This is a genomic window from Rathayibacter sp. Leaf296 (genome assembly GCF_001423045.1).
Classification (GTDB): Bacteria; Actinomycetota; Actinomycetes; order Actinomycetales; family Microbacteriaceae; genus Rathayibacter; species Rathayibacter caricis.
In genome coordinates this window covers 130,545-143,014 of sequence record NZ_LMNR01000001.1, presented here as the reverse complement: position 1 = coordinate 143,014, position 12,470 = coordinate 130,545, and the positions used below count along the sequence as shown (strand labels likewise).

The window sequence follows — 12,470 nt, the reverse complement described above, 5'->3', positions numbered from 1 at the left end:
CACCGACGGGATCCGAACTGTGCTCTCCCTCCTGAAGAACCTCCTCCGCTCGATCGGGGTGCTGCTGCTCGTCAGCTTCGCGACGTTCTGCCTGATCTTCGGCAACGGCGTGGGCATCGCCCGCGGCATCCTCGGGATCACGGCGAGCGAGGAGGCCGTGCAGATGAAGGTGGTGGAGCTGGGCCTGGACCAGCCGCTCCTCGCGCAGTTCGGCGAGTGGATCTCGGGAGTCGTCACTGGCGACCTGGGCCGGTCGTACTTCACGGGTCAGCCCGTGCTGGGCGCGCTGTCCTCCCGGGTGCCCGTGACGCTCACCCTGATCGTGCTCACCCTCGTGCTGATGACGATCATCAGCGTGCTCGTGGGAGTCGCGGCCGCCCGCTACGGCGGCTGGCTCGACCGCGTCGTCCAGTTCCTCTCGGGACTGGGCGGCGCGGTGCCGGCCTTCATCGTGGCCGTCGTCCTCGTCTTCGCCTTCGGCGTCGCGATCCCCCTCTTCCCCGCCACCGGCTACGTGCCGCCACAGCAGGGTGTCGGTGCCTGGCTCGCCTCGGTGACGCTCCCGGTGATCGCGCTGCTGGTCGGCTCCGTCGCCAGCTCCGCGGCGCAGATCCGCGGGGCGGTGCTCGACGCCCTGTCCCGCGACTACGTGCGCACGCTGCGCGCCCGGGGCATCCCGGAGAGGGCCGTGGTCTTCCGCCACGTGCTCCGCAACGCCTCCGGTCCCGGGCTCACCGCGCTCAGCCTCCAGACGATCGCCCTGCTGGGAGGCGTCGTCTTCGTCGAACAGGTGTTCGCTCTGCCGGGCATCGGTCAGCTCGCCAACACCTCCGCGCAGCAGGGGGACGTGCCGGTCGTGATGGGCACGGTCCTGGCGACGATCGTGATCGTGCTCTGCGTCAACTTCCTCAGCGACATCCTCAACGTCGCGCTCAACCCGAAGGCGAGGACCCGCTGATGTCCCGACCCACCACCGAGGCCATCGCCACCGCCCCGGCGACGCGCCCCTCGACCCGCCCGCTGTGGCTGCGGCTGCTGAGCAACCCCCAGGGCGCGATCGCGATCGCCTTCCTCCTCCTGCTCGTCGTCGTCGGGATCTTCGGCTCCGCCTTCGCACCTGTCGCACCCAACGCGACCGACCTCGCCGCCGCGAACGCCCTGCCGTTCAGCGACGGGCACCTCTTCGGCGCCGACGCGTCCGGCCGGGACGTCTTCTCCCGCCTCGTCATCGGCACACGCGAGACGATCATCGGCTGCCTCGTCGTCCTCGGCGTCTCGGTCGCCCTCGGCGTGACCGCCGGACTGATCGCAGGCTTCTACCGCGGCGCCGCGGAGGCCGTGCTGAGCTTCGTGTCGGACTCGATCATGTCCCTCCCCGGCATCGTGCTGCTGATCGCCCTCTACGCCCTGACCGGTCCGAACATCCTCGCCGCCATGGCCGTGTTCGGCGTCCTGATCGCGCCGGCGTACTTCCGGCTCGTCCGTGCGGTCGTGGTCGGCGTGCGCTCCGAGCTCTACGTCGACGCGGCGAAGGTCGTCGGCCTGTCGGACCTGCGGATCATCGGCAGGCACGTCCTCTGGGCCGTCCGCGGGCCGGTCGTCATCCAGAGCGCCTTCGTCCTCGCGGCCGGCATCGGGATCCAGGCCGGAGTCGACTTCCTCGGCCTCGGCAACCCCTCCGTCCCGTCGTGGGGCGGCGTGCTGCAGGACTCGTTCGACAACATCTACGGCGCCCCCAGCGGAGTGGTCTGGCCGGCCGTCCTGATCAGCGTCACCATCCTCGCGCTGGTCCTGCTGGGCAATGTCCTGCGGGACGTGCTCCAGTCCTCCGGGTCGACCCGCGCCCTCCGCCCCCGCCGCCGGCGCGAGCTGGCCGACGCCGCGGCGAAGGACCGGGTGCGCCCGGGCGACGACGCGCTCGAGAACGACGCGATCCTCTCCATCCGGGGCCTGCGCATGGGGTACCCGCGCGACGAGGACTCAGTGACCGAGGTGCTGCACGGCGTCGACCTCGACGTCCGCCGGGGCGAGATCCACGGACTCGTCGGCGAGTCCGGCTCGGGGAAATCGCAGATCGCCTTCTCGATCCTCGGGATCCTGCCGAAGGAGGCCGTCGCACTCGGCGGCAGCATCCTGCTCGACGGGGTCGACATCCTCGCCGACCCCGCCGCCCTGCGCGCCGCACGCGGCCGCCGGATCGCCTACATCCCGCAGGAACCGATGTCGAACCTCGACCCCTCCTTCACCATCGGCGCCCAGCTCGTCTTCGGCCTCCGCGCCGTCACGAAGACCAGCGCCTCCGCCGCCCGAGCGCACGTCCTCTCGCTCCTGGAACGGGTCGGGATCCGGGACGCCGAACGCGTGATGAAGCTGTATCCGCACGAGATCTCGGGCGGCATGGCCCAGCGCGTGCTCATCTGCGGCGCCCTCGCCGCCGACCCCGACGTGATTATCGCCGACGAGCCGACCACCGCCCTCGACGTCACCGTGCAGGCCGAGGTGCTCGAGCTGCTCCGCGGGCTGAGTGCCGAGCGCGGTCTCGCCATGATCCTGGTGACCCACAATCTCGGCGTCGTCGCGGACCTGTGCGACACGGTCAGCGTCATGCAACGGGGCGAGATCGTCGAGCACGGCGACGTGGAGTCGATCTTCGCGAACCCGCAGAAGCCCTACACGCGGGAGCTGCTCAGCTCGTCGCGCAGCGTCGAACTCACGGAGGTCACGGAATGAACGCCCCCATCCTCGACGTGAAGGACCTCGTGGTCCGCTTCGGCCACCGGTCCAAAGCCAAGACGGTCATCCACGACGTCTCCTTCACGCTCCACGAGGGCGAGACCCTCAGCCTCGTCGGCGAGTCCGGGTCGGGCAAGACGACTATCGGCCGCGCGATCCTCGGACTCGCTCCGGTGTCGGGCGGATCCATCGATTACCGCGGTCGCGAGATCAGCGGCCTCTCCCGCTCCGCGCGCCGCAAGGCCGCGCGCGACGTGCAGGTCGTCTTCCAGGACCCGTACTCCTCGCTCAATCCGTCGATGCGCGTCGAGGACATCCTCGTCGAACCGATGGCGGCCGCCGGGGTGACCGGCGGGCGGGCCCGCATCCGCGAGCTGCTCGATGCGGTGGGCCTGCCCGCCGACACGGCGACGCGGTACCCGCGGGAGTTCTCCGGCGGGCAGCGCCAGCGCATCGCGATCGCGCGGGCCCTCGCACTCGAGCCCTCCGTGATCATCTGCGACGAGCCGACGAGCGCCCTGGACGTCACGACGCAGGCCCGGGTGCTCGCGCTGCTCAAGGACATCCAGCGCAGCACCGGGGTCGCCTACCTGTTCATCAGCCACGACCTCGGAGTCGTGAACGAGATCAGCGACCGGATCGCCGTGCTCTACCAGGGCCGCATCGTCGAGCTGGGCGAGGCCCACCAGGTCGCGACCGCGCCGGCCCACGAGTACACGCGGAAGCTCCAGATGGCGGCGCCGGTCGCCGACCCGGTGCTGCAGCGGGCCCGGCGCGCCAAGCGCCTCGAGGTCCTCGCCCTCTGACCGGGCGCCGCTCCGCACGTCCCCGCTCCGCACACCGGGGCACGCTCCGCCGTGCCCGCACAGAAGAGGATCACCATGGTCATCGCCGCGCGTCCGCACGCCCCCCGACTCGAGCACCGGACCGGTTCCGGCACCGTGCTCGCCCTCGGCTCAGCCGCCCCCCGGCTGTCGTGGAGCGTGCCGAGTGCGGACGAGGGCTACGAGCAGACCGCGGCCGAGGTCGAGATCCGGCGCGCGACCGGCACGTCAGCGCACCTGCTCGAGGGCCCGGAGCAGGTCCTCGTCGCCTGGCCCGCAGCGCCCCTGCACTCCAGGGAGGAGATCGCCGTCCGCGTCCGCGTGGCCCACGGCTCCGACTGGAGCCCGTGGAGCGAGCCGACCCTGGCCGAGGCCGGCCTGCTGGATCCCGCCGACTGGACCGCCCGCTTCGTCACTCCGGTGTCGATCGGCGGCGATTCCGATCCCGCTCCGCTGCTCTCGGGCCGGATCGACATCGCGGGGCGGGTCGTCAAGGCACGCCTCTACGCCTCCGCACACGGCGTCTACGAGGCTCGGATCAACGGGCGACTCGTCAGCGAGGACGCTCTCGCCCCCGGCTGGACGTCGTACGACCACCGCCTCCGCTACCACGCCTACGACGTCACCGCCCTCGTCACCGGCGGCGAGAACACGCTCGACGCCGTGCTCGGCAACGGCTGGTACCGCGGCCGCCTGGGCTGGGAGGACCGGCGCGCCGTCTACGGCGATCGCCTCGCCCTGCTCGCGCAGCTCGAGATCACCACGGACGACGGCGCCGTCCACGTGCTCGCGACGGACCCCGACTGGACGGCCCGCCCCAGCGGCGTCCTCGCCGACGATCTCTACGACGGTCAGACGACCGACCTCCGGCACGAGGACTCCGCGCAGACCCCGACGGCCGTCGAGACCGTGGCCGTCGATCTCGGCACCCTGGTCGCCCCGCAGGGCCCGTCTGTCCGACCGCTCGCCGTGCTGGACGCGCGACGGATCTGGGAGTCCCCGACCGGGTCGCTCCTCGTCGACTTCGGCCAGAACGCCGTCGGGCGCCTCCGGCTGCGCGTGCGCGGGCTCGAGGAGGGCGCCCGGGTGGTCCTGAAGCACGCGGAGGCGCTCGAGGACGGCGGACTCGCGACCCGCGCGCTCCGGTCGGCGCAGGCCACCGACGTGTTCGTCGTCCGTGGCGACGCCGAGGAGGTGCTCGAGCCCACCCTCACCCTGCACGGCTTCCGCTACGCGGAGATCACGGGTGTGCCCGAGCTGCGGCCCGAGGACGTCGACCTCGTGGTCGTCGGCACGGATCTGCGCCGTACCGGCTGGTTCGACTCCTCGCACGCGCTGCTGAACCGGTTCCACGAGAACGTCGTCTGGTCGCTCCGCGGCAACTTCGTCGACGTGCCGACCGACTGCCCCCAGCGCGACGAGCGTCTGGGCTGGACGGGCGACATCCAGGTGTTCACCCCCACCGCCGCGTTCCTCTTCGACGTCAACGGCTTCCTCGACTCCTGGCTCGCCGACCTCGCGGCGGAGCAGCTCCCGGACGGCTCGCTCCCCCACGTCGTCCCCGACGTGATCCGCAGCGAGCTCATGAGCACTCCCGCCGCCGCGTGGGGAGACGCCGCCACCGTCGTGCCCTGGGTGCTGCACCAGCGCACCGGCGATCTCGAGGTGCTGCGGAGGCAGTACCCGAGCATGCTCGCCTGGGTCGAGGCCGTGCTCCTCCGCGCCGGGGCCGACAGGCTCTGGACGGGCGGATTCCAGTACGGCGACTGGCTCGACCCGACCGCGCCTCCGGAGGACCCCTACCGCGCGAAGGCCGATCCGGACGTGGTCGCCACCGCGCACCTGGCCCGCTCGACCTCGATCCTCGCCGCGACCGCCCGCCTGCTCGGTCTCGACGACGACGCCCGCGCCTACGAGTCGGTCGCCGCCGAGGTGCGCGCGGCGTTCGCGCAGGCCTACGTCACTCCCGCCGGCCGCGTCCTCTCGGACGCCCAGACCGTCTACGCGCTCGCCCTGCAGTGGGCGCTCCTCCCCGGCGACGACCAGCGACGTCTCGCGGGCGAGCGCCTCGCCGACCTCGTCCGCGCGAGCGGATTCCGCATCAGCACCGGCTTCGTCGGCACTCCGCTGATCTGCGACGCCCTCACCGACGCCGGCCACCCGGAGCTCGCGCACCGCCTGCTCCTGCAGACCGGACTGCCCTCGTGGCTCTACCCCGTGACGATGGACGCCACGACGATCTGGGAGCGCTGGGACTCGATGCTGCCCGACGGCACCGTGAACCCGGGCGAGATGACCTCGTTCAACCACTACGCCCTCGGCGCGGTCGCCGACTGGATGCACCGCAGCGTCGCCGGTCTCGCACCGGCCGCCCCCGGGTACCGGCGCCTGGAGGTTCGACCCCTCCCGCCGGCGGAGCTCGAGCACGCGCACGCTCGGCACCTCACGCCCTACGGCGAGGCGTCCGTGTCGTGGCGGCGCGCCGGCGGTCGGCTGGTCGTCGAGGCGACGGTGCCCGTCGGCGCCACCGCGACGGTCCACCTGCCCGACGGCTCCCCCTCCTTCGAGGTCGGCCACGGCCGGCACTGCTGGGACGTGGCCGACCCCGATCGACGAACGGGTGCCCCGGCGGTGATCCGCGACGTGCTCGACGACGAGGCGACCTGGCGTGCCGTGGTCGACCGCGCGGTCCGAGAGGGCGTGGTCGACGGGGAGCGGACGGCGGCGACCCGGCTCGCCGCGTACCTGGACGCCCCGGTGTCCGAGCTGGCGCGAGCACTCGTCCCCGACAACACCGACGTCTCCGCTCTCCGCGGCGACCTCCTCTCGACCGTGGCAGGCGGACGAGCATGAATTCCGAGACGGCACCGGTGCTCCCCGGCTTCCACCCGGATCCGACGATCTGCCGAGTGGGCGAGGACTACTACCTCGCGTGCTCGAGCTTCGAGTACTTCCCCGGCGCTCCCCTGTTCCACAGCACCGACCTCGTGTCGTGGACGCAGATCGGCAGCATCCTGACCCGGCGCACGCAGTTCCGCCGCGGCGACGGGCGCCCCTCCGGCGGCGTCTACGGATCGACGCTCCGTCACCACGACGGCCGGTTCTGGTTCGTCACCAGCAACATGAGCGACCCCGAGAGCGGCATGGTCCTCGTCAGCACCGACGACCCGCGCGGCGAGTGGAGCGAGCCGACCTTCGTGCCGGCCGCCCTCGGCATCGATCCGGATCTCTGCTGGGATGAGGACGGCACCTGCTACCTCACCTGGAACGCGCTCAGCTTCCGCACCGGGTACCACGGGGTCCTCCAGGCACCGGTCGACCTCTCCACCGGCGAGCTCCTCGAGGAGCCGTATCCCGTGTGGCAGGGCAGCGGCCTCCCCGCGGCCGAGGGCCCGCACCTGTACCCCGTCGACGGCGTCTGGTACCTCCTGCTGGCAGAAGGCGGCACGGAGCGAGGGCACTGCGTGACCGTCGCACGCGGTCCCAGCCCCCGCGGGCCCTTCGAGGGCCACCCCGCCAATCCGATCTTCAGCAGGCGCAGCTCCATCCACCCCGTGCAGAGCGTCGGCCACGCGGACCTCGTCGAGACCGCCGACGGCGGATGGGCCGCGGTCCACCTCGGCGTGCGCCCCCGGGGGTCGACACCGGGCTTCCACGTCCTGGGCCGCGAGACGTTCCTCAGCGGCATCGCCTGGTCCGACGGCTGGCCCGTCTTCGTGCCCGACCGCTACACGCTGCCCGAGGTCGATCGCTCGTTCGTCGACGACTTCCGCGCGGACGCCCTCGACGCGCGGTGGATCGTGCCGGGCGGGGAACCCGGCGCCTTCACGGCGCCGAGCGCCGACGGCCTCCGGATCAGCGCCGGTCGCGAGTCGCGCTCGCTCGCCTTCCGCGTCACCGACGAGGCCTGGCGCGCCGAGGCGGAGACGGCGGGGGACGGCGTGTTCCGCCTCCGGATCGACGACCGCCACTGGGCGGGCCTGGTCCGCCGCGGCGCGACGGTCTCGGCACGGGTGCGCGTCGGCGACCTCGAGCAGGAGCTCGGCTCGACGACGGTCGCGGAGCACGGCGTAACACTGCGGATCCAGAGCACGGCGCCCGCCTCGAAGCCGGTGCCGCTGGGCGACGCCGGTCCGGACGACCTGATCCTGTCGGTCGTCGTCGGCGAGCAGCCGGCGATCCCGCTCGCCCGGGTCGACGGCCGCTACCTCTCCACCGAGGTCGCCTCCGGCTTCACCGGGCGGGTGCTCGCGCTCAGCGCGCTCGATCCCGCCTCCCCTCCGCTGGCGGTGCGGACGGTCCGGTACACCCCGGACCCGCCCCTCGCCTGACGCCCGCGATCCCGCCCACCTCCCCCCAGATCCACCGATGAAGATGGAGAGAACCAGAATGACCGGACGATCCACGCCGCCCCGCGCGGTCCGTCGACGCGCCTCGCGCGTCGCCCTCGGGAGCGTCGCCGCCGCGACCTCCCTGCTCCTCGCGCTGTCCGCGGCTCCCGCTGCCCTCGCGGCCGACGCGCCCGTGCCCTGCGCCGCGGCCACCCCCGGCGGTCCCGTCCTCGTCGACGCGACCTGCATCGATCCCACCTACTCGACGCCCGTGATCGACGCGGAGGAGGACATCGACGTCCCCGTCCCCGTCCACCGGGTGTCGGGGCACTTCGAGGGCACCACGACGAAGTTCACGATCTACCTGCCGCCCGCCGAGCAGTGGGAGGGGCGCTTCTTCCAGTGGGCGTACCCGATCCAGACCGAGGTCGCGAAGGACCGCACCATCGTGTTCGGCGTCGAGAGCGGCGGATACACGGTGCAGACGACGGGGACGGCCGGCTACCGCCACGACGCGGCGGCGGCGAAGTTCGCCCGGGAGGTCGCGGCCGACTACTACGGACAGCCCGACCGCGAGATCTCCGGCTACGTCTACGGCGGCAGCGGCGGCTCGTACCAGTCGATCGGCGCGGCCGAGAACACGACCGGCGTCTGGCAGGGTGCAGTGCCCTCGATCATCTCGAACCCCACGGGCTACGCCACGACGGCGAGCGTCCGTGCACTGGCCGGCTTCGTCCTCCGCGACCGGGCCGCCGCGATCGAGGATGCCGCCGCTCTCACCGGGAGCATCTCCTCGGTCCCCGGCCTCTCGCCCCTGCAGCAGTCGATCGCCGTGCAGGCCGACCGCTTCGGCCTGCCGCCCCGCGCGTGGGAGGACTTCGACTACGTCGACACCTCCGACACCGACCTCTTCGTCCCGACCGTGCGGAACATCGACCGCACGTACGCGACGGACTTCTGGAGCCTTCCCGGCTATCTGGGGACGGAGCAGAGCGAGCTCGGCGACCGCATCCGCGCCGCGAAGGTCGATACCACGACCACGGTCCGGTCGATCGCCGTGAACGCGGACGGCACCAGGACCGTGACCTTCTCCGGCGTGCCCGCGTCGGTAGACGGCGTGACGTTCGACTTCACGGTGAACGGCGCCGACGGCACGACCCCGGTGGGCCGCCTGTCCGGCACGTTCGACGCGGCCGCCCGGACCTACACGACCTCGGCCACCACCTCCCCCGCCGTCCTCGCCGCGCTGGTCGCCGGCCGCACCGTCCGCCTCGACAACCTGTGGCACCTGGCGATGTACGGGTACCACCGTCACGTCGTCCCCGCGTCGGCCGAGTTCACGCAGTGGGACCAGTTCCGCAAGGCCGACGGCACTCCCGTGTACCCGCAGCGCGCCGTGCAGGTGTCGCCCCTCATCGCCCGGAGCGTCTCGGGCGGAGCGGCGTACAGCGGCGCGGTCACGATGAAAACGATCGTCGTCGACAACCTGTACGACACCGACGCCCTGCCGTGGGGCGCCGCCTGGTACACGAGCAGGGCGAAGGCGTCGCTCGGAGCCGCGTTCGATGACACCTACCGCGTCTACTTCAACGACCACGCCGACCACCAGGAGGGACCCGTCGTCGGGGAGAAGGCGTCCCGCCTGGTCGAGTTCACGGACAGCATCGAGCAGGCCCTGCGCGACGTGAGCGCCTGGGCCGAGGACGGCGTCGCCCCGCCGGCGTCGACGCAGTACCGCGTCGTGGAGAACCAGGTGCTCGTCCCGCAGAAGGCGTCGCAGCGACTCGGCGCGCAGCCCGTCGTCGATCTCACCGCTCGCGGCCGGACGGACATCGAGGTGAAGGCCGGGCAGCCGGTCTCGTTCACCGCCAAGGCCCAGACGCCCCCCGGGGCCGGGCAGATCGTGTCGGCCCGCTGGGACTTCCTCGGCACGGGCGAGTACGGCTCCTCGACGCTGACCGCGGTCGGCGACTCCGTCGTCACGAAGGCGAGCCACACGTACACGACCCCCGGAACCTACTTCGCGACCGTCCAGGTCGCGTCGCAGCGGGACGGATCCACGGACTCCCCGGTCGCGAACGTCGCGAACCTGAGCCGGGTCCGCGTGACCGTGAAGTAGCACGGCGGCGGGGAGGCGGGGAGCGATCCCTCCCTCCCCGCCCCTCGCCGGGGCGGCGTCCGCCGTCCCCTGCACAAGTCCGGGCCCGTACCGGCTGCACCCGCAGCGGGCACGAGCCCGTTCCGCGTTCCCCTCGACGAGGAAGCACTTGTGAGCACACTCCCCCTCCCCGCACGACGATCACTCGTCCTCGCCCTCGGCCTCCTGGTGGTCCTCGGACCCCTGACCATCGACCTCTACCTGCCGGCCTTCCCGTCCGTGAAGTCCGACCTCGGGGCGACCGAGGCCGCGGTGCAGCTGACGCTGACCGCGACCACCCTCGGCATCGGCATCGGGCAGTTCGTCGTGGGCCAGTGGAGCGATGTGATCGGCCGCCGCAAGCCGCTCCTGATCGCCACCGCGGTCCACATCGCGGCGAGCATCGGTGCCGCCCTCGCCCCCGACATCGGCTGGCTCCTCGCGTTCCGCTTCCTGCAGGGCGCGGGTGCAGCGGGAGGAGCGGTCATCGCGACCGCGATGGCCAGGGACCTGTTCGAGGGGAGGCGGCTCATCCTCGTGCTCGCCCGTCTCGCGCTCATCGGCGGGCTCGCTCCGGTCGTCGCCCCGGTCCTCGGCGCTCAGCTGCTCCTCGTGCTCGACTGGCGCGGCGTCTTCGTCGCGGTCGCCTTTTACGGAGCGCTCGTGCTGGCGCTGTCCTGGCGCCTCATCGGCGAGACCCTGGCACCGCTGGACCACTCCTCCCCGCAGCGCCGGCGGCACTCGTCGCGGCTCGCCTCGCTCCTGCGCGATCGCTCCTTTCTCGGGGTCGCTCTGATCGGCGGCCTGATGGTCTCCGGCGTCTTCAGCTTCATGTCGACCTCGCCCTTCGTGCTGCAGGGCACCTACGGACTCGACCCGCAGCAGTACGGCTGGATCTTCGCGATCCACGCGGTCGCCTTCGTGGTCGGCTCGCAGACCTCGTCGCGGGTCATGCTGCGCGTCGGGCCGCAGTGGATCCTCGCTTTCACCCTCCCGGCGGCCGCCTGCAGTGGAGCGGCGGCCGCCGTCCTCGCCGGCACCGGCGCCGGTCTCGCGGCGCTCGTGAGCAGCACCGTCTGCTTCCTGCTCTTCGCCGGCGCCACCGCCCCCTGCACCGGAGTGCTCGCGCTCGCGAACCACCGGGAGGAGGCAGGAACGGCCGCGGCGGTCGTCGGCGTGGTGAACTTCGGCCTGCCCGGCGTCTCGGTCCCCCTCGTCGGAGTGCTCGGTCAGGGATCCGGGACCGCGATGGGGATCTTCATGGGCGGATGCATGGCCCTCGCGGTCGTCGTCCTCCATCTGGTGGTCCGGCCGCGGACCGTCGGGGTGATCCGGTGACCGGGTCCGCACCCTCGGGCTACAGTCTCAGCGGAGGTGCCCCGTGCCCGACGCTCCGATCGTGACACTGCGCGATGTCGCCGCGCGGGCGGGAGTGTCGATCTCCACCGCGTCCCGCGCCCTCTCCGGAGGCGGGGACCTCGGCTCCGCCACCCGGAGCCGGGTTCTGACCGCGGCCACCGAGCTCGGCTACGACAGGGGTTCCTCCCCTCGCGGCCGGCCGCGGAGCGGCGACAGCCGGATGATCGAGCTGATCCTCGGATTCGTCGAGGACGAGTGGACCGACACCGTGACGACGGCGGTGCGCCGGGCCGCCTTCGCGCACGGATACGACCTGGGGCTCACCCTCGAGAGGGACGATGCGGCCGACGACTGGCCCGTCAGGGTCGCGGTCCGCCGACCCGCGGGGGTGATCCTGGGGCTCATCCGCCCGACCCGTGCGCAGCTCCTCCGGCTGCGCGAGCTGGCCATCCCCGCGGTCCTCCTCGATCCGCTCTCGGATCCGGAGGGCGAGGTCGCGAGCGTGGGGACGACGGACTGGCAGGGCGGCTACGACGCCGGGGAGCACCTGGCGGGCACGGGACTGCAGCGGTTCGCCGTCGTCCTGGGGACGCCGCGCTTCCGCTTCGGCAAGGCCCGCGAGGAGGGCTTCCGGCACGCGCTCGACGAGCGCGCACCCGGTGCCGCGGTGAGCAGGATCGACGCCGACTGGAACGACACCGACCTCACCGCGCATCTGCGAGCCCTGTTCTCGTCGGACCGCTCGCCCCTCGGCGTCTTCGCCGCGGACGACGCCCTCGCGCTCGCGATCTACAGCGGCGCGTCCCGTCTGAGTCTGCGGATCCCGGAGGACATCAGCGTCGTCGGCTTCAACGATGAGCCCCGCTGCGCCCTGGCCGTGCCACCACTCACCACCGTGCACCAGCCCTTCGCCGAGATGGCCGCCCGCGCAGTCGAGCTCGTGCACGAGCAGCGCGTGCTGCCGAGCGGATCGTTCGAGCGGGTGGAGGTCCCCACCCGTCTCGTCGTGCGCAGCAGCACTCGGCACTCCGCGAGCTGAGTGCGTCCGGGCTTTTTGCGCAAAGGTTCGCCTCGCCCCCGCCGACG

8 protein-coding genes are annotated in these 12,470 nt (G+C 72.4%); all 8 read left to right on the top strand.

Features of this window, described 5'->3' with window-relative positions; genetic code table 11:
• Positions 1–19 precede the first annotated feature (19 nt).
• Positions 20–958 carry an ABC transporter permease gene (locus tag ASF46_RS00660; protein WP_056865998.1) on the top strand — a complete coding sequence of 313 codons (939 nt, stop codon included), beginning with the start codon at positions 20–22 and terminating at the stop codon, positions 956–958.
• Complete coding sequence (locus ASF46_RS00655; RefSeq protein ID WP_056865997.1) at positions 958–2,730, top strand: dipeptide/oligopeptide/nickel ABC transporter permease/ATP-binding protein; 1,773 nt, start codon at positions 958–960, stop codon at positions 2,728–2,730. The genes ASF46_RS00660 and ASF46_RS00655 overlap by 1 nt, the downstream gene beginning before the upstream one ends.
• Positions 2,727–3,539 carry an ATP-binding cassette domain-containing protein gene (locus ASF46_RS00650; protein WP_056865996.1) on the top strand — a complete coding sequence of 271 codons (813 nt, stop codon included), beginning with the start codon at positions 2,727–2,729 and terminating at the stop codon, positions 3,537–3,539. Before ASF46_RS00655 ends, ASF46_RS00650 begins: the two co-directional genes overlap by 4 nt.
• 75 nt (positions 3,540–3,614) lie before the next feature.
• The gene (locus ASF46_RS00645) at positions 3,615–6,410 is read left to right on the top strand and encodes a family 78 glycoside hydrolase catalytic domain (RefSeq protein ID WP_056865995.1); all 2,796 of its coding nucleotides are present in this window, start codon (positions 3,615–3,617) and stop codon (positions 6,408–6,410) included.
• Entirely contained in the window at positions 6,407–7,888 is a 1,482-nt protein-coding gene (locus ASF46_RS00640) for a glycoside hydrolase family 43 protein (protein WP_082485090.1), read from the top strand. Before ASF46_RS00645 ends, ASF46_RS00640 begins: the two co-directional genes overlap by 4 nt.
• A gap of 58 nt (positions 7,889–7,946) precedes the next feature.
• Positions 7,947–10,007: a PKD domain-containing protein gene (locus ASF46_RS00635; RefSeq protein ID WP_056865994.1), complete on the top strand. Its 2,061-nt coding sequence runs from the start codon at positions 7,947–7,949 to the stop codon at positions 10,005–10,007.
• Positions 10,008–10,157: 150 nt separating this feature from the next.
• Entirely contained in the window at positions 10,158–11,363 is a 1,206-nt protein-coding gene (locus ASF46_RS00630) for a multidrug effflux MFS transporter (RefSeq protein WP_056865993.1), read from the top strand.
• A 61-nt stretch (positions 11,364–11,424) separates the two neighbouring features.
• Positions 11,425–12,423 carry a LacI family DNA-binding transcriptional regulator gene (locus ASF46_RS00625; protein WP_162240143.1) on the top strand — a complete coding sequence of 333 codons (999 nt, stop codon included), beginning with the start codon at positions 11,425–11,427 and terminating at the stop codon, positions 12,421–12,423.
• The last annotated feature ends 47 nt before the right edge of the window (positions 12,424–12,470 follow it).

What these genes read in the sequence shown, in the direction of transcription:
- ASF46_RS00650 (WP_056865996.1), top strand. Translation starts at nt 2,727, where the DNA reads ATGAACGCCCCCATCCTCGACGTGAAGGACCTCGTGGTCCGCTTCGGC.
- ASF46_RS00655 (WP_056865997.1), top strand. Translation starts at nt 958, where the DNA reads ATGTCCCGACCCACCACCGAGGCCATCGCCACCGCCCCGGCGACGCGC.
- ASF46_RS00645 (WP_056865995.1), top strand. Translation starts at nt 3,615, where the DNA reads ATGGTCATCGCCGCGCGTCCGCACGCCCCCCGACTCGAGCACCGGACC.
- ASF46_RS00640 (WP_082485090.1), top strand. Translation starts at nt 6,407, where the DNA reads ATGAATTCCGAGACGGCACCGGTGCTCCCCGGCTTCCACCCGGATCCG.
- ASF46_RS00635 (WP_056865994.1), top strand. Translation starts at nt 7,947, where the DNA reads ATGACCGGACGATCCACGCCGCCCCGCGCGGTCCGTCGACGCGCCTCG.